At 75.1% G+C, this 20,868-nt stretch carries 17 protein-coding genes; 4 read left to right on the top strand and 13 right to left on the bottom strand.

Annotated elements, in window-relative coordinates:
- Positions 1-3: 3 nt before the first annotated feature.
- Positions 4-1,134, top strand: coding sequence for a methyltransferase domain-containing protein (locus ACWEQL_RS12325; protein ID WP_452150153.1), 1,131 nt, complete (start codon positions 4-6; stop codon positions 1,132-1,134).
- Positions 1,135-1,438: 304 nt separating this feature from the next.
- On the opposite strand, the gene ACWEQL_RS12320 is transcribed toward ACWEQL_RS12325, so the two are convergent.
- Genes ACWEQL_RS12320 through ACWEQL_RS12310 form a run of 3 tightly spaced genes read right to left on the bottom strand, consistent with a single transcriptional unit; the run spans position 1,439 to position 4,009 of the window.
- Positions 1,439-2,161, bottom strand: coding sequence for a response regulator (locus ACWEQL_RS12320; RefSeq protein ID WP_452150152.1), 723 nt, complete (start codon positions 2,159-2,161; stop codon positions 1,439-1,441).
- The gene (locus tag ACWEQL_RS12315) at positions 2,158-3,339 is read right to left on the bottom strand and encodes a sensor histidine kinase (RefSeq protein ID WP_452150151.1); all 1,182 of its coding nucleotides are present in this window, start codon (positions 3,337-3,339) and stop codon (positions 2,158-2,160) included. The genes ACWEQL_RS12320 and ACWEQL_RS12315 overlap by 4 nt, the downstream gene beginning before the upstream one ends.
- A 7-nt stretch (positions 3,340-3,346) precedes the next feature.
- Positions 3,347-4,009, bottom strand: coding sequence for a DUF998 domain-containing protein (locus ACWEQL_RS12310; protein ID WP_452150150.1), 663 nt, complete (start codon positions 4,007-4,009; stop codon positions 3,347-3,349).
- A 302-nt stretch (positions 4,010-4,311) separates the two neighbouring features.
- On the opposite strand from ACWEQL_RS12310, the gene ACWEQL_RS12305 reads away from it, so the two are divergent.
- On the top strand, positions 4,312-4,746 hold the full coding sequence (locus tag ACWEQL_RS12305) for a hypothetical protein (RefSeq protein WP_452150149.1): 435 nt from the start codon (positions 4,312-4,314) through the stop codon (positions 4,744-4,746).
- A gap of 162 nt (positions 4,747-4,908) precedes the next feature.
- Positions 4,909-6,240, top strand: coding sequence for an SCO2583/SCO2584 N-terminal domain-containing protein (locus ACWEQL_RS12300; protein ID WP_452150148.1), 1,332 nt, complete (start codon positions 4,909-4,911; stop codon positions 6,238-6,240).
- A 6-nt stretch (positions 6,241-6,246) separates the two neighbouring features.
- Here the strand turns inward: ACWEQL_RS12300 and ACWEQL_RS12295 are convergent, their stop codons facing one another.
- The 8 genes from ACWEQL_RS12295 to ACWEQL_RS12260 form a co-directional block, all read right to left on the bottom strand.
- On the bottom strand, positions 6,247-6,828 hold the full coding sequence (locus tag ACWEQL_RS12295) for a hypothetical protein (protein WP_452150147.1): 582 nt from the start codon (positions 6,826-6,828) through the stop codon (positions 6,247-6,249).
- An 83-nt stretch (positions 6,829-6,911) separates the two neighbouring features.
- A complete protein-coding gene (gene ilvD, locus ACWEQL_RS12290) occupies positions 6,912-8,756 on the bottom strand; it encodes a dihydroxy-acid dehydratase (protein WP_452150146.1) in 1,845 nt (614 codons plus the stop codon).
- Between the two features lie 141 nt (positions 8,757-8,897).
- Positions 8,898-9,758 carry a class I SAM-dependent methyltransferase gene (locus ACWEQL_RS12285; protein ID WP_452150145.1) on the bottom strand — a complete coding sequence of 287 codons (861 nt, stop codon included), beginning with the start codon at positions 9,756-9,758 and terminating at the stop codon, positions 8,898-8,900.
- 30 nt (positions 9,759-9,788) lie between these two features.
- Positions 9,789-10,610, bottom strand: coding sequence for a sugar phosphate isomerase/epimerase family protein (locus ACWEQL_RS12280; RefSeq protein WP_452150173.1), 822 nt, complete (start codon positions 10,608-10,610; stop codon positions 9,789-9,791).
- 673 nt (positions 10,611-11,283) lie between these two features.
- A complete protein-coding gene (locus ACWEQL_RS12275) occupies positions 11,284-12,249 on the bottom strand; it encodes a Ppx/GppA phosphatase family protein (protein WP_452150144.1) in 966 nt (321 codons plus the stop codon).
- Positions 12,250-12,385: 136 nt separating this feature from the next.
- Positions 12,386-13,747 (bottom strand): SUKH-4 family immunity protein, encoded by a 1,362-nt coding sequence (locus ACWEQL_RS12270; protein ID WP_452150143.1) that lies wholly within the window; start codon positions 13,745-13,747, stop codon positions 12,386-12,388.
- A 298-nt stretch (positions 13,748-14,045) separates the two neighbouring features.
- Entirely contained in the window at positions 14,046-16,874 is a 2,829-nt protein-coding gene (locus ACWEQL_RS12265) for a toxin glutamine deamidase domain-containing protein (RefSeq protein WP_452150142.1), read from the bottom strand.
- Positions 16,875-17,129: 255 nt separating this feature from the next.
- Positions 17,130-17,534, bottom strand: a complete 405-nt coding sequence (locus ACWEQL_RS12260) for a hypothetical protein (protein WP_452150141.1) — start codon at positions 17,532-17,534, stop codon at positions 17,130-17,132.
- Positions 17,535-17,829: 295 nt separating this feature from the next.
- On the opposite strand from ACWEQL_RS12260, the gene ACWEQL_RS12255 reads away from it, so the two are divergent.
- On the top strand, positions 17,830-18,633 hold the full coding sequence (locus tag ACWEQL_RS12255; protein WP_452150172.1) for a hypothetical protein: 804 nt from the start codon (positions 17,830-17,832) through the stop codon (positions 18,631-18,633).
- Positions 18,634-18,680: 47 nt separating this feature from the next.
- On the opposite strand, the gene ACWEQL_RS12250 is transcribed toward ACWEQL_RS12255, so the two are convergent.
- Both ACWEQL_RS12250 and ACWEQL_RS12245 read right to left on the bottom strand, forming a co-directional pair.
- Entirely contained in the window at positions 18,681-19,850 is a 1,170-nt protein-coding gene (locus tag ACWEQL_RS12250) for an NADH-quinone oxidoreductase subunit D (protein WP_452150140.1), read from the bottom strand.
- A complete protein-coding gene (locus ACWEQL_RS12245) occupies positions 19,847-20,863 on the bottom strand; it encodes an SAM-dependent methyltransferase (RefSeq protein ID WP_452150139.1) in 1,017 nt (338 codons plus the stop codon). The genes ACWEQL_RS12250 and ACWEQL_RS12245 overlap by 4 nt, the downstream gene beginning before the upstream one ends.
- Between the last annotated feature and the right edge of the window lie 5 nt (positions 20,864-20,868).

The raw sequence follows: 20,868 nt of genomic DNA, 5'->3' as shown, positions 1-20,868 counted from the left end.
CTCATGGACAACTACGCGCAGTTGCTCGCCGAACTGACCGAGGCGGGCGCGCTGGGCGCGGAGTGGCGGGGGGCGTTCGAGCGCGCCCCGCGCTCTGCCTTCATCCCGGACACCGTGTGGACCCCCGACAGCGACGCCCCTACCGGCTACCGCCGGATCACCCGGGCCGACCACCCGGCGGACTGGTGGACGCTGGTGAACGCCAACGGGGTGGTGGTCACGCAGGTGGACGACGGAACCGACGACGGGCCCGGCACGGCAACCTCTTCGGCGTCCATGCCGTCCCTGGTGGCGTCCATGCTCCGGCACCTGGACGTGAGCGACGGACACGCCGTTCTCGACATCGGCACCGGAACGGGTTGGACGAGTGCCTTGCTGTGCAGCCGACTTGGTGACGAACGGGTGACCACCATCGAGGTCGACCCGGCCGTGGCCGCCGAGGCTGCGGACCGGCTCACGAAAGCCGGGTTCTTCCCGACACGCGCCGTCGGCGACGGGCTCACCGGCTGGCCGTCGGGTGTGCCGTACGACCGTGTCCACTCGACGGCAGCCGTTCAGCGCGTGCCGCTCGCGTGGCTGGAACAGACCCGCCCCGGGGGTGTGATCGTCACCCCGTGGGGCACTCCGTACGCCAACGCCGGACTCCTGCGCCTGGTGGTCGGCGAGCGCGGCGACCCGTCGCACGGCCGGTTCGTCGGCGACGTCAGCTTCATGTGGATGCGGGCCCAGCGACCGCACCGCGTGACCGGCCCGGCCAGCGCTCCCGAGTACCGCAGCGCATCCCCGATGGACCCGGACCTGGCGCTGGAGGACGTGAACGCCGCGTTCGCCATCGGCGTCCAGGTGCCCGGCGTCCGATACGAACACCTCTGGGACGACGCCGACCCGCACGGCACGTACCGGATGCAGCTCTCGGACGGCGCGGGATCATGGGCGTCCGTCCGGTACAGCGGGTGGGACGCCGAAGACGCCGTTCACCAGACCGGTCCCCGCCGACTCTGGGCCGAGATCACAGCGGCCCGCCTGTGGTGGCTGGAGGAAGGCAAGCCGGACCTCTGCCGGTTCGGCGTGACCATCGCCCCGGACGGCGGGCAAACCGTCTGGCTGGACGACCCCGGCACCGTAGTCCGCTGACCCTGGACCGGCCCGGCCGTCGCCGTTCCCTCACGGAGCGGCCAGGCCCACGTCCCCCGCTGCCGAGATCGGCCGCCCCCGCCGAGCCACCGCTCGGCGGGGGCGGCGGAAACCGAGCACCGCGACGCCACTTCGCCTCCGCGCCCCTGCACGGAGGCGCACTCCCCGCGCTCGCCCGCAAGTGCCTGCCACCGGCCACGGCCGGACAGTCGGGATGGAACTGATCACCGACCCGCCGGAGGTACTTCGCGGCTGCCAGGTCCGCGATGCCGCCTGGCACCGCGCGCCCCCTACGGGATGTTCATCACCTCGGGAGGCGCCTCGGTCCGGTCCTGTTCGATGGTCCCTGCTCCGGGCTTCGCTGGCCGCCGGCGAGGACCAGGCCCGTCTCGTAGGCGAGGATGACCAGTTGGGCGCGGTCGCGGACGCCGAGCTTGGCGATCGCGCGGGTGACGTGGGTCTTGGCGGTGAGCGGGCTGATGAAGAGCTGTGAGGCGATCTGGTCGTTGGACAGGCCGGTCGCGATCAGGCGGGTCACCTCGACTTCCCGCGCGGTGAGCACGGCGAGCTGTTCGGCGGTGTCGGTGGGGGCTGCCGGGCGGTGCGCGAACTGCTCGATCACCCGTCGGGTCACGCTCGGCGAGAGCAGCGCGTCGCCGGCCGCCACCGCCCGGACGGCCTGGCGCAGGTCGTCCGGTTCGGTCTCCTTGGTGAGGAAGCCACTCGCGCCCGCACGCAGGGCCGCGAAGACGTACTCGTCGGTCTCGAAGGTGGTGAGAACGATGACGCGGCAGTCCGCCAGTTCGGGGTCCTCGGTGATCGTGCGGGTGGCGGTGAGGCCGTCCGTGCCGGGCATGCGGATGTCCATGAGGACGACGTCGGGGCGGACGGCGCGAGCCGCACGGACCGCCTCGTCGCCCGTGCCCGCCTCGCCGACGACCTCGATGTCCTCCGCGCGGGCGAGGAGACTGCTGAATCCCGCCCGTACCAGGGCCTGGTCGTCGGCGAGGAGCACCTTGATCGTCATGGGCGGAAGCCTGGCACAGGGATGGCGGCCCGCACGAGCCATCCGTCGCCCTTTCCGTGCGGTCCGGCGGAGAAGTCTCCGCCGAGCGCCCGGACCCGTTCGTCCATCCCGCGCACGCCGTGCCCGGCCGTCCCCGGTGGCTGTGCCGATGTCCGGCCGTCGTCGGTGACGCTCACCTCCACCTGCCCGTCGCCGCACCGGATGCCGACCTCGGCCCGTGACGCCCCTGCGTGGCGGACCGTGTTGGTGAGGGCCTCCTGGACGATCCGGTGGACCGCGAGGGAGACCGGTGCGGGGACGGCGGCGAGGTCGCCGGATGTCTCCAGCCGGATGTCCAGCTCCGTCGACCGCATACGGTCGACGAGCGCCGCGATCTCGAAGACCCCGGCCACGGGATCTTCCGGGGCCTCCCCCGGCGCGCGCAGCACGTGGACGAGCGCGCGGAGATCCCGTAGGGCCTCGGTGCGGACCTGCTGCGCGGTGGTGAGGGCATTGCGCGCCTCTTGCGGGGAGTCGTCCAGGGCCTCGGCCGCGACCCGGAGCTGAAGCCCGACGACAGTGAGGGTGTGCCCGACGACGTCGTGCAGTTCTCGGGCGATGTCCAGGCGGGCCTCCGCGATCCGCCGGCCGGCCTCCAGGTCCCGTTCCCGCGCGGCCCGCAGAAGGCGCTCGTCGAGTTCGGCGCGCCAGCGCAGGCGGTTGCGGTAGGCGGTGGCGGCGGCGAGGAGCACCGCGAGCCAGAGGGCCTCGGCGCCCAGGGAGCCGAGGACCTCGCGAGGGGTGGCGCCGGCGGCCGTCGTCTCCCAGGTCGCGGCGAAGGCCAGTTCTGCCAGACCGACCCCGGCCGCCCAGGGGAGGCCGGGGCGGCCGGGCCGGTCGTCGGCGGCCAGGGTGGCGTACGCGGCGGAGACCGGCCACACCCAGCCCACGTCGGTGAGGCCGGAGGTGCGGAACACGACGACGGCCTGCACGCTCAGCAGCAGCACGGCGAGCGGCCACCGACGGCGCGCCAGAAGGAGCGGGCCCAGCCACAGGGCGAGCGGCAGAGTTCCTGCGGCATCCAGCCGGCCGTCGAGGCGGGCGGTGGCGGCCAGGACGGCGACGGCGGTGCCGGCCGCGAGGAGCCAGTCGGCGGGTCGCACCGCGCGGAGACCGGCAGGGACGGCGAGTCGGTCCATGCGCAGATCATGCACGACGGTCCCGCCCCTGCTCGTTGCGGGTGCCCGCCGCCGATACGGCGAGCGCGACCCATCCGAAGTCGGCGGCGAGTACCAGGCGTTCGACGAGACCGACGAGCGTGGGGGCACCGCCCAGTCCCAGCGAGGGGCCACCGTCCATCACGTCGATCAGGAAGACCGCGAGCGCCGCCGTGGCCGCGACCGAGGCCACGGTGAGGGCGTTCAGAGCCGTACGCAGCCCGGGCCGCCGGGCCGCGAGCGTCCTGCGGAGCAGCACGGCAGCGGTCGGCAGGGCGGCGAAGGCGAGGAAGGCGGCGTTGCCGTGGACGAGTTCCGAGAGAGAGGGGCGGCTCCAACGGCCGGGCGGGTCCGCCGGGAAGACGGCCGCGACCAGGATGCCGACCGCCCACACCAGGAGCGCCACCCGGCCCGCCCGCCGGGTCCCGGCGCCGAGCCGTACCGCGAGGACGGCGGAGGCGGCGCCGACGGCCAGCAGCGCCGCCGGGAGCAGCCAGCCCGCCGTGCCGTGCACGTACCGGCTGAGGGTCTCGCTCACCAGGTCGTACTCCGGGTTGAGCGTCTCCACCGCGGCCATCGCCAGGGCCCCGATGCCGATCAGGGTGAGCGGAGCCCGTACCCCCGCGGCCGGAGCCGTGTTCGTCGCCGTCATGCCGTCCTCCTCGGTGTCGTTCTTGTGATCCAGAACCTACGGAGGGGGCGGGGACGACCGCGTCGTCCCGATGCGGACACCCTGTCGTACACCGGCGGGTGTCGTCGGCCGGCCCGGCTGCACCGTTCGGTGTACGTCTACCCGGAGCTCGCGCCGCTCCTCGCCGAGGAGGCGTCCCGGCTCACCGGGGTCCGCCCCGCGCACTGACCGACCCCGGTCCGCCACTCGGGGGAAACTCCGGGTTGTCCCCTATGGCCCCGCACCGCGCGGAGGCGCACCGTGGAGACATGGCACACGGAGACATGTCCCGACGTGAGAACCGGCAGCTCGCCGTCGCCTCCGCGACGGTGGGACCGTGGCGAACGGCCGCGGGAGTCGGTGCGGTGGTGGGTGCGACGTCCCTGGGGATCGAACTGGTCACCGGGGACTGGTCGCTGAGCATGCTGGCCGGTCCGGCCGGCTGGGCGCTGTTCTTCTTCTTCCTGGTCGGCACGGTGGGCGGGCAGTTGCGCCGCGACACCACCGACCGCAAGCTGCGGCGCTGGGCGGCGGAGCACCCGTGGCAGTCGGCGCTGCCGGCGGCTGGGGGTCTGCTGCTGCTGAACACGCTGGCGCAGACGGTGCTGGGGGACGCCAGCCTGCTCGGCGCGTTCTTCCTGTCGCTGCTGCCGGCCGGCGTGCTGCTGGCCGTGGCGGGGGTGGTGGGGTCGGTGAAGCGCGCCCGCGAGAAGGGGTGACGGGAAGGGTCGACGGGAAGGACCGCGAAAGGGGCCGGGAGAGCGCCGGGGGCGGCCCCCGACCGGACGAATCGGGGACGATCGGTACGGACCGCACCGGCGTTCACCGTCCGGTCCGCCCCCGATCGGCCGACCGTCACACCCCCTCGACATACTGGCTCGATGCCGATAGCCGAAGATCCACAGCCTCGCCCCTCCGAGGGCGGGGAACCGGGCGGTTCCGACCCGTCCGGGCCGGGCGGGAAGGACCCGTTCGCCGACCTCGTCCTGGACGACGATTTCATCCGCGGCGCCAGCGTGAAGGAGCAGACCGCCCGTACCCGGATGCTCAGCGCCCGCTGGAAGCACACCCCGCCGGTGGATCCGGGCGGTCGGCGCTCGGTGAACGACGGCCCCAAGCCGAAACGATTCGCCCGAAAGCCCCGGCCGGTGGACCCGTGGGGCAACCCCCGCCCCCGCCGCCGGTTCGAGTGGCGCACCCCGCTGTTCGTGGCCCTCGCCATCGCCCTGGTGCTCGCCGCGCTCAACGTCGACCAGCTGCGGAACTGGACCGGGCGCGACGGCTCCGACTCCTCCTCCCGGCGCTCGGCCCCGGTGGTCACCGAGGCGCCCGAGACGGCCCGGCCGACCACGGCCCCGCCTCAGGTCGACCCGAAGCAGCCGACCGTGGCCCACCCGTGGGCGGGCTCCCCGGCCGAGGGCTGGCCGACCGGCGCCGAGGCGTTCGTCCTGCCGCAGGCGCAGGCCATCGGCACGTTCAGCGCCGAGGAGGTGGCGGCGCAGCTGCGGCTGGTGAAGGACTACCTGACGGCCGCCAACCTGGATCCGAAGGTGATCGCCGGCGGCCGCCCGGAGGCCGCGCTGGCCATGCTGGGCACCGAGGAGCGGGCCGTCGTCACGGCCGCGCTCGCCGCGCCGTCGGAGAAGAGCGACCCGACCAACTGGTTCAGCCGCTTCGACCCGCGCGACGCCATCCCGGCGACCGAGGTGGTCAAGGTCCAGGGCTCGATGCGGATCGAGAGCGACGGTGAGCGGGGCGTGCGGGTGCACACCGACTTCACCTACGTCTACGCCCTGCGCCCGGGCCCGGAGGCGGCCAAGCGGGCCGCCGCGCCGAAGCCCTCGGCGAGCCGGCCGGCCGCGCCGGCGGCCGCCACGGACGGGGCGGTCAAGCCGGTCGGCCTGGTGACCACGGTGGCCGACGTGCCCGGGGACACCTGGACGGCCCGGACCATCGTGCGACGGACGGAGACCTTCCGCTTCTACGACCCCGCGAAGTACCGGGTCGACCCGAAGAAGATCGTCTTCGAGCAGTCGCTGTCCCGCTCCAGCAACAGCGAGTGCGGCACCACGGACGGCTTCTACCACCCGCAGTTCGACCAGTTCGCCCCCACCGCGCCGAACCCCGGGCAGACCGGGCCCACCCGGGACCCGTACGACCGCTCCAAGGACCTGCCGGAGGGCGAGGACTGCGGCACGGCCAGCCGCAGCTGACCGCCGTCAGCGACGCTTCTTCGCCCGGCCGGACGCCCCGGCACCGGCCGTGCCCGCACCGGTCGCCCCGGTGCCGGGCCGGCCGCCGCGGCCGGTCCGGCGCCGTCCGTGCCGGGCGAGCGCCCGGTCGTACGCGGCGCGCTTGAGCGATTCGCCCGGGGCCTCGGTGAGGCTGCGCAGGAAGTACGCGAAGAGCGCGCCGACACCGCCGATCAGCCAGACCGCGCCGAGCGACTTGTCCTCGGCCATCCAGCCGGTCAGCTGCTCCTTGCCCTCGGTGAACACCTTCCAGGTGCGCAGGCCGGCCAGGCAGGAGCAGATGGCGACGGCCGCGATCAGCAGGCCGTCGACGAAGCCGCCGGCCTCGGAGAGCTGGACCCCGCCCACGGCGAGACGCAGCAGGAACGCCCCGGCGGCGGTGGCCAGCAGGGCCCCGACCGGGACCAGGACACGACGCAGCCGGTAGTCGCCGCCGCGCTCGACCCAGCTGGTGCCGAACCAGCGGATCGGCTCCGGTTCGGGGGCGCCGGAGGGGCCGGGGGCAGGGGAGGCGCTGGAGGCGGGGGCGGGGGTGGGGTGCTCGCTCACGGGTCCGATTATCACCCGCTGCCCCCGGAACGCGGCGGAGCCGTCCCGCCAGGCGGGACGGCTCCGGGGGGTGTGCGGCGGGCTCAGCCGAGCTTGCTGACGTCGCGGACGGCGCCCTTGTCGGCCGAGGTGGCCATGGCCGCGTAGGCGCGCAGCGCCTGGCTGACCTGGCGGTCGCGGTTCTTCGGCCGGTAGCCGGTACCGGCCTCCAGGGCGGCGCGGCGCCGGTCGAGCTCGTCCTGCGGGACCTCCAGGGAGATCGTCCGGCCGGGGATGTCGATGGCGATGGTGTCGCCGTCCTCGACCAGCGCGATGGTGCCGCCGGAGGCGGCCTCCGGGGAGGCGTGGCCGATGGACAGGCCCGAGGTGCCGCCGGAGAAGCGGCCGTCGGTCACCAGGGCGCAGGCCTTGCCGAGACCCCGGCCCTTGAGGAAGGAGGTCGGGTAGAGCATCTCCTGCATGCCCGGACCGCCCTTGGGGCCCTCGTAGCGGATGACGACGACGTCGCCCTCCTTGACCCGCTTGGCGAGGATGGCCTCGACGGCGTCCTCCTGGGACTCGACGACGACCGCGGGGCCGCTGAAGGTCCAGATGGACTCGTCGACGCCGGCGGTCTTCACGATGCAGCCGTCCTCGGCGAGGTTGCCGTACAGCACGGCGAGGCCGCCCTCGACCGAGTAGGCGTGCTCGACGCTGCGGATGCAGCCCTTGGCGGCGTCCGTGTCCAGCGACTCCCAGCGCTCGGACTGCGAGAAGGCCTCGGCGGAGCGGACGCAGCCGGGGGCCGCGTGCCACAGCTCGACGGCCTCGGCGGACGGGGAGCCGCCGCGCACGTCCCAGGTCTTCAGCCACTCGGCGAGCGAGTCGGAGTGGACGGTGCTGACGCCCTCGTTGAGCAGGCCGCCGCGGTACAGCTCGCCGAGGATGGCGGGGATGCCGCCGGCGCGGTGCACGTCCTCCATGTAGTACGAGCCGTTGGGCGCGACCTTGGAGAGGCAGGGCACCCGGCGGGAGACCGCGTCGATGGCCCGCATGTCGAAGTCCAGCTCGGCCTCCTGGGCGGCGGCGAGCAGGTGCAGGATCGTGTTGGTGGAGCCGCCCATCGCGATGTCGAGGGCCATGGCGTTCTCGAACGCGGCGCGCGAGGCGATCGCGCGGGGCAGCACCGAGGGGTCGTCCTGCCGGTAGTGCCGGTCGGTGATCTCGACGATCGTGCGGCCGGCCCGCTCGTACAGGGCGCGGCGGGCGGTGTGGGTGGCGAGCACCGAGCCGTTGCCGGGCAGCGAGAGGCCGATGGCCTCGGTGAGGCAGTTCATCGAGTTGGCGGTGAACATGCCCGAACAGGACCCGCAGGTCGGGCAGGCGTTCTCCTCGATGATCGCGATGTCCTCGTCGGAGACGTTCTCGTTGACCGCCTGGGAGATCGCGTCGACCAGGTCGAGCTTGCGGACGGTGCCGTCGACCAGGGTGGCCTTGCCGGCCTCCATCGGGCCGCCGGAGACGAACACGGTCGGGATGTTCAGGCGCAGCGCGGCCATCAGCATCCCGGGGGTGATCTTGTCGCAGTTGGAGATGCAGATCAGGGCGTCCGCGCAGTGCGCGTTGACCATGTACTCCACCGAGTCGGCGATCAGGTCGCGCGAGGGCAGCGAGTAGAGCATGCCGCTGTGGCCCATGGCGATGCCGTCGTCCACCGCGATGGTGTTGAACTCGCGGGGGATCCCGCCCGCCTGCTTGATCGCCTCGGAGACGATCCGGCCGACCGGCTGGAGGTGGGTGTGGCCCGGCACGAACTCGGTGAAGGAGTTGGCCACCGCGATGATCGGCTTGCCGAAGTCCTCGCGGGCTACGCCGGCCGCCCGGAGAAGCGCCCGGGCGCCTGCCATGTTGCGACCGTGGGTGACCGTACGGGACCTCAGCTCTGGCACTGTGCTCCACTCCTTCGGAGGCTGGCTGGCGGCCGCGCTCGATTCGGAGGGTGCGGCGGCCGCTGTGTCTGTCGAGCCTACGCCCGCAGCGGGGCCGGGGGCCCGCACGTCCGCGATGCGGTCAGTCCCGGCGCCACGCGCTCAGTCCCGGGCCGGGCCGGGCCCGGTGGCCTGCTCGGTGGCCTGCTCGGAGCCCCGTTCGGGCGTGAGCGCCACGGACAGGTGGAGCACGTACGGCTCGGTCACCCAGCCGTCCGGGAACTCGGCCAGCAGTGCCTCGCGCTCGACGGCCAGCAGCCGCCCGCGGTGCCCGGGGTCGAGCGAGGCCAGGTAGGAGCGGGAGGTGAGGTCGGTGAGCACGTGGTCGACGGTGACCCGGCGCTCCCAGCGCAGCACGGCGTCGGTGACCGTCAGCCCGAACGGGGCGATCTGACCGGCGAACTCGTGCACCGCGCCGTAGCCGTGGTACGTCTGCGGCAGGACGGCGGCCATCCGCTCGCCCAGCGCGCGGACCCAGCCGACGGTGCTGTCCTTCACGTTCCACCAGACGGCCAGCGCGCCGCCGGGACGCAGCACGCGGACCGCCTCGGGGACGGAACGCTCGGGGTGCGTCCAGTGGAAGGCCTGGGCGTAGGTGACCAGGTCGGCGGTGCCGTCGTGGAAGGGCAGCTCGTCGCCGTCGCCCTTGACCAGCGGGATGCCCGGCGAGGAGGCCAGGAACTGGGCGCCCATGCCGGGGGTCGGCTCGACGCCGACGACCTCGGCGCCGCGGGCGGCCAGCAGCCGGGTCGCGATGCCGGTGCCGGCGCCGACGTCCAGCACCCGGGCGCCCTTGAGCGGGCGGCCGGCCAGCCGCTCCAGCTCGTCGAAGAGCGCGTCGGGGTAGGAGGGCCGGGCCCGGTCGTACTCGGCGGCCACCGCGCCGAACGAGCTGCCGAGCACCCGGTAGTCCTGGCGCTCCTGATGCCCCTGCTGCTCCTGGTGCTCCTGCCGCTCCGTCATGAGGCCCCCTCCGTACGACGGTTCGTGTGCTCAGCGTACCCGCGAGGCCGTCGCCAGGTGCAGCCGAGTGAAGGCCAGCGCCTCGGCGAGGTCGGCCTCGCGCTCGGCGGGCGAGGCGGAGCGGCGGGTGTTGACCTCCAGCACCACGTGGCCGTCGAAGCCGGTGCGGGCGAGGTGCTCCAGCAGCTCGGCACAGGGCATCTTGCCGCGGCCCGGGATCAGGTGCTCGTCCTTGCCGGAGCCGCTGCCGTCCGCGAGGTGGATGTGCGCCAGCCGGTCACCCATCCGGTCGACCATCTCCAACGCGTCGATCCGGGAGGTCGCGGCGTGCGAGAGGTCGATGGTGAAGTGCCGGTACGCCTCCTCGGTGACGTCCCAGCCGGGGGCGTAGGCGAGCATCTCGCGATCGCGGTAGCGCCAGGGGTACATGTTCTCGACGGCGAAGCGGACGTCGGTCTCGCCGGCCATCCGGTCGATGCCCTCGACGAACTCGCGGGCGTACTGGCGCTGCCAGCGGAACGGCGGGTGGACGACGACCGCGCTCGCGCCGAGCTTCTCGGCGGCGGCGCGGGCCCGGACCAGCTTGGTCCACGGATCGGTGGTCCACACCCGCTGGGTGATCAGCAGGCAGGGCGCGTGGACGGCGAGGATCGGCAACCGGTGGAGGTCGGAGAGCCTGCGCAGCGCGTCCACGTCCTGGCTGACCGGATCGTTCCAGACCATCACCTCGACGCCGTCGTAGCCGAGTTTGGCGGCCAGCTCGAAGGCGACGTTGGTGGGCGCCGGGTACACCGAGGCGGTGGAGAGGGCCACCTTGGTGTCGGGGATGTGCAGGGCCGGGTGCGGGGGCATCACCAGCCGGTCGGTGGTGCGCAGCAGCGGGGCCTGGCGGGTGGCGGCCTGGCGGGCGGCCTTCACGGACTTCACCGACTGGACGGCGGCCTTGGCGGCGGAGGCGGCACGGCCGGTCCGGGTGTCCCGGCGGGCGGGGTCGGGCCGGGCGGCGGGCTCGGTGGTGCGGGTGGGCTCGGGGGCCTTGGGGGCCTTGGGGGCTCCGGTCGCCTTCGGGGCTCCGGTGGACCGGGTCCTCGGGGTCTTCGAGGTCTTCGGGGTCTTCGGGGTGGTGGTTCCGGTGGCCTTGGCGGGTTCGGGGGTTCCGGGGGTTCCGGCGGGTTTGCGTGCCCTGGTGGTCCCGGGCGCCCCGGCGGTCGGGGGGGTCCCGGAGTCCTCGGCCGCCTTGGTGGTCCTGGCCTTCTTCACCGCCTTCGCGGGTGCGGCGGCCCGGGCCGCCTCGGCGGTCTTGCGGACCGCCCGCGCGGCCCGGCGGCGCGGGGCCTCCGGCCGCGGCTGCCCGTCCCCGGGAGCGCGGCCCTCCTGCGTACCGTCCTCGCCCGCTGGTTGTGCCACGGGAGACAGCGTATGCGGACCGCGCCCCGAACGGGGATCGCGTCGTGCTCCGGCCGGCCTCGGCGGCCCGGTCGGTCAGGACCGGGCTCGACCGGGTCGGACCGGGTCGGACCCGGACTCAGCCGGTCAGGGCCGGACGACGGGGGTCCGCCGGGGGACTGTCCAACGAGTCCAGCCGGCGCAGGATGATGCCCTCGCGCAGCGCCCAGGGACAGACGTCCAGCTCCTCCAGCCCGAACAGGTCCATCGCCGCGTCCGCCACCATGGCCCCGGCCAGCAACTGCTTGGCCCGCCCCTCGGAGACCCCGGGGATCTGGGCCCGCTCGGCGACCGTCATCGCGGACAGCCGGGGCAGCCAGGCGGACAGGCCGCTGCGGGTGAGCCGGCGGTCGGCGTACGGGCCGGCGTCGGCGGGCGCGGCACCGGTCATCCGGGCGAGCTGCTTGAAGGTCTTGGAGGTGGCCACCGCGTGGTCCGGGGCGCCGAGCCGGGAGATCTCGCCGACCACCGTGCCGATCTCGGCGCGGATGTGCCGTCTGAGCTCCCGCAGGTCGTCCGGGTCCGCGACGTCGCCGGGCAGCCAGCCCCCGGTGAGCCGGCCCGCGCCCAGCGGCAGCGAGCAGGCGACGTCGGGCTGCTCGTCCAGCCCACAGGCGATCTCCAGTGACCCGCCGCCGATGTCCAGGTTGAGCAGGCGCCCGGACGACCAGCCGAACCAGCGGCGCACCGCCAGGAAGGTCAGCCGGGCCTCGTCCTGCCCGGAGAGCACCCGCAGCTCGACGCCGGTCTCCTCGGCCACCCGGCGCAGCACCGCCTCGCCGTTGGCCGCCTCCCGCACGGCGGAGGTGGCGAACGGCAGGACGTCGACCACGCCCTTGTCCTCGGCGACCCGGATCGACGAGGCGACCATGCCGATCAGCTTGTCCACCCCGGGAGCGCTTATCGCCCCCTGCTCGTCGAGGAGTTCGGCGAGCCGGAGCTCGGCCTTGTGGGAGTAGGCGGGCAGCGGGGCGGCCCCGTGGTGGGCGTCCACCACGAGGAAATGGACCGTGTTGGAACCTACGTCGAGCACTCCGAGTCGCATAGCTCTCCAAGTTACGCGATGCGTCCCGCGCGGAGGGGGCGTTGCGGCGCGTAGCGGGCGTCGGCCCCGTCCCGGGCCGCCTCGGGGCCGGGGCCGGGCCGGGGCCGGGGCGCGGCTGGGTCCCGGCCCGGCCGGGTCAGAGCAGACCGTCCCAGAGCTGCTCGACGATGACGGCCCACCAGTTCTCCGGGTCGTCGAAGACCGTCGGGTCGATCGCCGCCAGCTCCCGCTGCAGGGCGGCGACGAGCGGACCGGCCGTCTCCGGGGCCGCCCCGCGCAGCGCGGGCCGGTGCCGTGCGAACAGCTCCAGCGAGCGGACGAACGCGGCCGGATCGGCGTTGCAGTGCCGGGCGGTCGCGTAGTCCGGGTCGACGGCTCGGACCGCGCCCCGCGCGGTGTCCAGGGTGATCAGCGACCAGCCGTCGGTGCCGAGCAGCAGCTGTGGGACGAGCGCCCGGCGCTCCCGCTCGGCGATCCGGGTGCCGCGCCCGATCCGTTCCAGGTGGTCGGCGATCCCGGGCAGCACCGGATCGGGCCGGGTGCCGTCCGCGACCGCGTCCGGCCCCGGGTGGTGCAGCGCGAAGAAGTCCGGGACGGCCACCGGCACACCGACCGTGAGCAGGGTCCGGGCGCTCGCCTCCGGCAGGTCGGCGCGGGCCACGTCCGCCGCGTCGAAGCGCCGTACGCCGCCAGGGCCGAAGCACGCGTCCAGCCGGGCGGCCAACGCCCGGTCCGGCTCGGCCGGGGCCGGCGGCACGGCCCGCGGGAACGGCACCCGGTTGCGGCGCGGCGCTTCCGGGGTGGGCTTCCCTTCCGGGGTGGCCTGTGCTTCCGGGGTGGCGGGCGCTTCCGGGGCGGTCGGGGCGGCCGAGGTGGGCGGCAGGGCGCGTACCGCCCGGGCACGGTGGTAGAAGCGCGGCCCGTACGGCAGGTCGCAGCCGACCCGGGCGGCGGGCAGCTCGGCGGCCAGCGCGTACGCCACGTAGCCGCCGGGCAGGGCGCTCAGCCGCAGGTCGGTGTGGACGGACAGCACGTCCTCGGGCCGCACGCCCTGGCCGCGCAGCAGCTCCCAGGCCCGCAGCGCGGGGTGCGGCAGGCCGGGTTCCGAGTGCAGCGCGAGCGTGCGGGGCTCGCCGAAGCCGTCCCGGTACGTCAGCTCGGCCCGCGCGCCGCGGCCGGTCACCGGCGGCAGCGCCGGGTCCCAGGCGCCGGCGCCCAGGCTGTCCCGGTACAGCTCCACCACCCGGTCGACCGGCACCGACGGCCAGACGCTGAACCGGCCGTCCTCCCGGTCCACGACCGCGCACGCGGCCCCGATCTCCTCGGGCGGGCGCCGCTCACCCGTCAACGGGTCCACCCCGACCGGCGCGGGCTCGGCCCACACCACCCAGCCGAGGTCGAACTCGTGCGAGCACACCCGACGGCTCGTGGCAGCGGCGGGCAGCTCGCCGTTGATCCATCGATGGGCGGCGTCGATCGCCTGCGCGCGGGTGATCACGGGGTGGTGCTCCTCAGTTCGGCACGGACAACGGTGGTCCCACCCACCCGGACGCCCCGCCGGCCCGGAACGGATCCCGCTTCCCGGCGGCGAGGCACCCCGGCGGACGGACGGACGGCCCGCGACCTCACGGCCCCGCACTCCCGGCGCTCCCCGCGCTCCCCGCGCTCCCGGCGAGGGGCGGCGACCCCGTGCACGCGCGCGGCGACACGGGACGGCGACCCGGCCGACCACGCACCGCCACCGCCACCGCCACCGCCCGACGGCCACCCGGCCGGGCGGCCCGCCACACCCCGCTTCACGAAGCCGCGCTCCCCACCAGGTCCAGCGGGCGGCCCTCGGGGGTGAGGGTGATCGCCCAGAGGCCGTGGTCGGCGGGGTGGAGGGGGGTGGCGTCGTGGTGGCCGGTCTGGTGGTCGAGGTAGGTGACGGTGTCCCGGTGGTTGACGGCGTTCCAGGCGTGGGGGCGGCCGAAACCGTCCAGGGTGAGCAGGACGGCCTGGGCGCCGTGGCCGGCCCGGCGCAGGTCGGCGGCGAGGCGGTCGAAGGCGACGGCGCCGTCGCCGAGATCGCGGAACGGCGCGCCGAGTTCGCGTTCGGCGCGGTCGCGTCCGCCGCGCTCGCCCGCGTCGCCCTCGGTGGGGATCCGCGGGGCGGCGCAGGTCGGGCGGCCGGCGAAGGTCTCCACGGCGGAGAGGGCGATCTCCACGCTGTTGTTGGCCCGGCCGGGCTCGCGCGGGCCGCCGTCGTTGAGGACCTCGGCCCAGCCGCCCGCCACCGGATCGGGGTGGGGCAGCGGCACGCCGTCGGCGTCCCTGGGCACCCGGCGTTCCACCTCGGCCTGGTGCTCGGGGTCGACCGGGCCGAGCCCGCCCGGCAGACCGTACGGGCGGCCGTCGGCGAAGGTGCGCGGCCTCGGCCGGAGATCGGGTTCCTGGTGGCCGCCGCTCCGGGCGAGCCGGAGGGCCAGCGCATGGGCGGCGGTGACCGGGACGGCGGCCCAGGCCGCGCTGGGGCCGTCCTCGCCGTGCGGGCCGTCGGGGCGGCGGCGCTGATCGGCGGGGTGCTGGCCCTCGGGCCTGGCTGGCGCCGGGGTGAGCACCGGTGCGCCGGCGGGCGGCGGCGTGACCGGCACGGGGCCGGGGGCGATACCGGGGTGCGGGGCGGTCCCGGGGTGCGGGGCGGTGGTCGCCTGCTGGCCGGGACCGACCGCGCGCGGGCCGCCGGGGCCGATCACCGGCTGTCCCGGCTGCGCGGGCTGGGCCGGCTGCGCGCCGGGGACGGCGCCGGGGACGGCGCCGGAAACGGCACCGGGGACGGCCGCACCCGCGACCGCGCCCGGCCCGGCGACCGACGCGCCGGTGAAGGGGGTGGGAGCGGCCACGAAGACACCCGGCGCGGTGCCCGGCACCGGCCCGGTGCCCGAACCCCCGCCACCGTGGGAGCCGCTACCTCCGCCGTACGGTCCGCCGTACCCGCCGCCGCCCGGCTCGGCGGACCGTCCGCCGGCCGCCGCCGGGGCGGGCGGGGCGAGCACCGAGTCGGTCCGCACCGTGACCGGGCCGGGCGCCGCTGATCCGGCACCGCCGCCGCTCGCGGGCGCGGCTGCGGCTGCGACAGGGGCCGCCGCCGCCGACGCGACGGGCCGGTCGACGGTCACCGGGCCGCCGCCACCGCCCTGCGGGGCGCCTTGGTGGGCACCCGGGTGGCCGCCGCCCTGCGGGCGCGCCGGGGCCTCCGGCCGACCGGCGGGCGCGGTCCAGCCGCCGCCGTCGCCGGTGGTGGCACCGGCGGTGGCGCCGGGACCCACCGGGCCGGTCCGCACCTGGACCGGTCCGTCGCCCGGCCCGGTCGTCCCGGCCGCGGTCTCCGGCCCGGCCTTGACCGTGACACCGTCCGGACCGACCGTCACCGTCGCCCCGGCCACCACCACGCCCGGGCCACCCGGCCCGTCCTTGGTCCCGTCGGGCCGGCCCGGCCCACCCGGGCCGCCCGGCGCCCCTCCCGGTGCCGCGGCGGTGTGCGAGCCGGCCAGCGGGACGTCCTGGAGCTCCTTGCCGTCCTTGCCGGTGAACACCGGCTTGCCGTGCGGGTCCACCGTGACGGTGAGCTCGGCCACGCCCACGACCGGACGGCCGGCCTGGTCCCGGACGACGAGCAGCCCCCCGGTGTCCGCCACCGGCGTGCCGTCGGCGCGGACGATCACCGGCTGGCCGTCCTTGCCGAGGACCGGCTGCCCGTGCTCGTCCACCTTCACGATCAGGCCCGGGACGCCGGCCAGCGGCTTGCCGTCCTGGCCCACGACCACCGCCAGGCCCGCCCCGGGCTCGGCGAGGACGGCGGGCAGTCCGGCCGCGACCGGGTCGAAGGTGCCGCGGGCGCCGGTGTGGGAGGCCTGGTGCACGCCACCGTGACCGGCGCCGGCCGGGGCGAGTCGCAGCAGCGCTACCACGGCGGGTTCCTTGAGGGCGGTCCGCAGACCGTCCCGCATGGCCCGGCCCAGTTCGTCCAGCAGGCCGCCGATCTTCAGCGCCGCCGCCTCGACGGCGACCGCCGCCACCACCTCGGCGATCTTCTCGGTGGCGGTGTGCTGGATACCGTCGGCGATCGCCGAGACGCCCTGCTTCAGCGCGCCGAACACACCGCCCGGCGCGGCTCCGCCCGCACCCGGGCCCGCGGCACCGGGGCCGGCCGGCGGGAAGGCGGCCGCGACCTTGGCGGCGGCCTGCTGGGCCCGCGCGGCCTGCTCCTCGGCCTTCTTCAGTTCGGCGGCCAGTTCGGTGAGGGTGGCGACGATGTCGGCCTTGCAGCCGTCGACGGCCGCGGCGGCCTTGTCGAAGGCGCCGGCCACCAGTCCGGCGGCGGAGTGGGCGTCGTCCAGGTGGCCGCGGCCGGAACCGCTGAAAGCCGTCCAGTACGTGCCGAAGGCCTCGACCGCGCGGCCGGAGTTGTCGGCGGTGACCCGCCGGACGGAGTCGGTGCCGCGCTTGCCGAGCCGTTCGGCCTCCACGCCGAACTCCCGCCACACCGCGGCCGCCCGCCGCAGCCCGTCCTCATCGGCCTGCGGCCAGTGGTGACCGGTCCTCGCCAGGACCGGCGCCAGCTCCTCGGGCAGCTTCCGCGACACGTGCCCTCCCCCTTCGCAACGCTGAGATTCGCTGAGTTCGCTGTTCGGTGTGTTCTCGGGATGTCGGACGTCGGATTTCAGACGCCGGATGCCGGATGACAGATGACAGGTGGCCGATCACCGATGACTGATGACCGATGCCGGACGACGGACGACGGACACCTGATGACAGACGCCGGATGTCGGATGACAGACGTCGAACATCGGCTGTCGGACGACAAACACCGGATAGCAGATGACAGATGACAGATTTCGTCAGGCCGACGCGCTCGCCGGCCCCGCCTTCCCCCCGCCCGGCTTCCCGGCACCCGGGCTCCCCGCGCCCGCCCCGAAGCCCGAGGCCGCCGTCGTGTCGGCGTCCACGGTCCGTTCGGCCATGGTGTGCAGGCCGGTGCCGACCTGGCCGAGCCGCCCGGCGAGTCCGTGCAGGCCGCCGACCAGCGAACCGTGTGCCTCCCCGTAGACGGCGGCGAAGGCCGTGCCGGGCCGGTCCAGGCCCCAGGGGGTGCCCAGGGCCGCGAGCTTCTGCTCCAGGGCCGCCGCGGCCTTCGCGTACTCGCCCGAGATCTTCTCGAACTCCCGCCCCTCGCCGTGCACTTCCCACGGCTTGATGGTGAACTCCCCGTTCCCGGGGCCACCCTTACCCGTCCCGCCGGCCATTCCCCGTACCTCCCCCGTAGCGGACAGGCGGCCCATCCTAGGGCCGCCCCCGCCGGCACCCGCCGCGCACGGCCGCCTCTTCACCCCGCCTTCACGCCGCCGCCCCGGGGTGCCGGGCCCCGTCCCCGCACCCCACCACCGTCCCCGAACCACCCCCGCCGCCGTCCCGACCGGCGCCCCACCCCGGCCCTGACCTCGGCCCGAACCCCCGCGAAGGCTCTACCCTTGCCAGGTGGCAGCAGCTGAAACGTCCAAGAAGAAGTCCAAGGCCGGTTCGACCCCGGTCGACCTCGCCATGCCGGTCCTCCGCCCGGAGGTCCCGCTCGACTTCCCGCGCGCCTGGGTCGAGTTCGCCGACCCCGACGACGAGGAGCAGGTCTTCCGCTGCGACCTGACCTGGCTCACCTCCCGCTGGAGCTGCATCTTCGGCAAGGGCTGCCACGGCATCCGCGAGGGCCGCGGCGAGTCCGACGGCTGCTGCACGCTCGGCGCGCACTACTCGGACGAGGACGACGAGAAGCGGGTGGCCGGCCACGCGGCCCGGCTGACGCCCGAGCTGTGGGAGAACTTCGAGCACGGCACCGACGCCAAGGGCCGGATCAGGCTCGACGGCGGCATCACCATGCTCGACGAGGACGGCGACCGCCAGACCCGCCGGGTCAACGGCGCGTGCCTGTTCCTCAACAGCCCCGGCTTCCCCGGCGGTGCCGGCTGCGCGCTGCACACCCTGGCCCTCAAGGAGGGCCTGGAGCCGCTGGAGACCAAGCCGGACGTGTGCTGGCAGCTGCCGGTGCGTCGCACCTACGAGTGGATCGACCGCCCCGACGACACCCGCTACCTCCAGGTGACCATCGGCGAGTACGACCGCCGCGGCTGGGGCCCGGGCGGCCACGACCTGCACTGGTGGTGCACCGGCAGCCCGGAGGCCCACCAGGGCCCGGACCCGGTGTACGTCAGCTACCGCCCGGAGCTCACCGAGCTGATGGGCGCGGCCGCGTACGAGGTCCTGGCCGGCCTGTGCGAGCAGCGGATCGCCACCAAGGGCGACCGCAAGGTGGCCCCGCACCCGGCCGACCCGGCCCGGAAGAAGAAGGCCTGAGCCCTCCCCCGCCGGCGGTGCCTCAGGCCACCGCCGAACCCGCCGCCCTACTTGTCGATGTCGCCGACGACGAAGAACATCGAGCCCAGGATCGCCACCATGTCGGCGACCAGGGTGCCGGGCAGCAACTCGGTCAGGGCCTGGATGTTGTTGAAGGACGCCGAGCGCAGCTTGAGCCGCCACGGCGTCTTGTCGCCGCGCGAGACCAGGTAGTAGCCGTTGATGCCGAGCGGGTTCTCGGTCCACGCGTAGGTGCTGCCCTCGGGCGCCTTGAGCACCTTGGGCAGCCGCAGGTTGACCGGGCCCGGCGGCAGGGTGGCCAGCTTGTCGAGGCAGGCGTCGGCGAGGTCCAGCGAGTTGACCGTCTGCTCCAGCAGGCACTCGAAGCGGGCCAGGCAGTCGCCCTCCTCGCGGGTGACCACGGTGAGCACCTGCCGCAGCTCGTCGGAGTCGTACGCGAGGTAGGGCTCGTCGCGGCGCAGGTCGAGGTCGAGGCCGCTGGCGCGGGCGATCGGTCCGCTGACGCCGTACGCCGCGGCCTGGGCACGGGTGAGGACGCCGACGCCGGCGGTGCGGGCGCGGAAGATCTCGTTGCCGAGGACGAGATCCTCGAAGACCGGCAGCTGGGAGCGGACCACGGCGACCGCCGCGCGGACCCGGCCGAGCCAGCCGGCCGGGAGGTCCTCCTTGAGGCCGCCGACCCGGTTGAACATGTAGTGCATGCGGCCGCCGGAGGCCTCCTCCAGCACGTGCTGGAGGTCCTCGCGGCCGGAGAAGGCGTGGAAGATCGGGGTGATCCCGCCCAGCTCCAGGGGGTAGGAGCCGAGGAACATCAGGTGGTTGAGCACCCGGTTGAGCTCGGCGAGCAGGGTGCGGATCCACACCGCGCGCTCGGGGACCTCCATGCCGAGCATCCGCTCGACGCCGAGCACCACGCCGAGCTCGTTGGAGAAGGCGGAGAGCCAGTCGTGCCGGTTGGCCAGCATGATGATCTGCCGGTAGTCACGGGCCTCGAAGAGCTTCTCGGCGCCGCGGTGCATGTAGCCGATCACCGGCTCGGCGGTCACGATCCGCTCGCCGTCCAGCACCAGCTTCAGGCGCAGCACGCCGTGGGTGGCGGGGTGCTGCGGGCCGATGTTGAGCACCATGTCGGTGGTGCCCGCCTGATCCGCGAAGTTCTCGGCTCCCGCCCCGATGCCGACCGTGGTCTCCCTCATGACCCCAGAGTCTGCCATCCCGGCAGGGGCTCCAGGCTCAGAGGTACCGGCATGCGGACGGTCTGTGAGAGCCAGCCGAAGGAGCCCAGGCCCGCGGGGTCGGTCAGCTCGGCGCCCTCGCCCGCGCCGGACAGGGCCCGCAGGTAGGCCACCGGGTCGGTGGAGGCCAGCGCCAGGGCCGGCCGGGCGCCGCTCACCCCGAGCGCCCGCAGCGCCTCCCGCTGCGTCGCCCACAGGCTGTGGAGACCGGGTACGGCGGCGGCGTCCAGCGCCACGTGCAGGGTGACGTCGCAGGAGCCGTCCGGTACGGGCGTCACCTCGCGGCCCTCCCGGAAGCCGGTCAGGGTGGTGAACGCCGGGCGCCGCCCGGCGGTGTGCCCGTAGTCGACGGCGACCGCGAGGCCGCGCTCCAGCGCGCCGACCGCCGAGGCCCAGGCGGCGTCGCGCGGCGCGCCGAACTCCACGAGGTCCCCGGGCCGGCGCGCCGGCCACCAGCGTTCCGCCCACGCGGCGTCGGCCGCGTCCACCGGCGCGCCGAGCCGCTGGTCGCCGGTGACGGTGTCCACCTCGACGTAGCGCAGCACCCCGTCCTCGTCCACCTCGCCGGTGTCCACCGGCACGTTGTCCAGCCACTCGTTGGCGAACAGCAGCCCGGTCACCCCGCGCGGCACCTCGTCCGTCCACCGCACGGCGTCCGGCAGCCCGGCCGGCCGGTCCGCGACCTCCACGCCGTACGGGCGCAGCCGCGCGGCCGCCTCCGCCGGGAGCGCGGCCAGCACGCCGGTCAGCAGTTCGCCGCGCCCGGCCCCGACGTCCACCAGGGCCAGTTCCCGGGGGTGTCCCAGGGCCGAGTCCACCTCCAGCAGCAGCCGGGCCACCGCCCGGGCGAACAGCGGGGAGGCGTGCACCGAGGTGCGGAAGTGCCCCGCCGGGCCCTCCGGCCTGCGGTAGAACCCGCTCTCCGGGTCGTACAGCGCCTGTTCCATGGCGGGCCGCCACCGCATCCAGCTCATGGGGG

Source organism: Kitasatospora sp. NPDC004240 (genome assembly GCF_053603215.1).
Note: the sequence above shows the minus strand (reverse complement) of the source record. Positions and strands in the feature narration are given on the sequence as shown.

Coding starts and splice junctions, on each gene's coding strand:
- ACWEQL_RS12325 (WP_452150153.1), top strand. CDS start 4: ATGGACAACTACGCGCAGTTGCTCGCCGAACTGACCGAGGCGGGCGCG.
- ACWEQL_RS12320 (WP_452150152.1), bottom strand. CDS start 2,161: ATGACGATCAAGGTGCTCCTCGCCGACGACCAGGCCCTGGTACGGGCG.
- ACWEQL_RS12315 (WP_452150151.1), bottom strand. CDS start 3,339: ATGGACCGACTCGCCGTCCCTGCCGGTCTCCGCGCGGTGCGACCCGCC.
- ACWEQL_RS12310 (WP_452150150.1), bottom strand. CDS start 4,009: ATGACGGCGACGAACACGGCTCCGGCCGCGGGGGTACGGGCTCCGCTC.
- ACWEQL_RS12305 (WP_452150149.1), top strand. CDS start 4,312: ATGTCCCGACGTGAGAACCGGCAGCTCGCCGTCGCCTCCGCGACGGTG.
- ACWEQL_RS12300 (WP_452150148.1), top strand. CDS start 4,909: ATGCCGATAGCCGAAGATCCACAGCCTCGCCCCTCCGAGGGCGGGGAA.
- ACWEQL_RS12285 (WP_452150145.1), bottom strand. CDS start 9,758: ATGACGGAGCGGCAGGAGCACCAGGAGCAGCAGGGGCATCAGGAGCGC.
- ACWEQL_RS12280 (WP_452150173.1), bottom strand. CDS start 10,610: ATGCCCCCGCACCCGGCCCTGCACATCCCCGACACCAAGGTGGCCCTC.
- ACWEQL_RS12275 (WP_452150144.1), bottom strand. CDS start 12,249: ATGCGACTCGGAGTGCTCGACGTAGGTTCCAACACGGTCCATTTCCTC.
- ACWEQL_RS12260 (WP_452150141.1), bottom strand. CDS start 17,534: ATGGCCGGCGGGACGGGTAAGGGTGGCCCCGGGAACGGGGAGTTCACC.
- ACWEQL_RS12255 (WP_452150172.1), top strand. CDS start 17,830: ATGCCGGTCCTCCGCCCGGAGGTCCCGCTCGACTTCCCGCGCGCCTGG.
- ACWEQL_RS12250 (WP_452150140.1), bottom strand. CDS start 19,850: ATGAGGGAGACCACGGTCGGCATCGGGGCGGGAGCCGAGAACTTCGCG.
- ACWEQL_RS12245 (WP_452150139.1), bottom strand. CDS start 20,863: ATGAGCTGGATGCGGTGGCGGCCCGCCATGGAACAGGCGCTGTACGAC.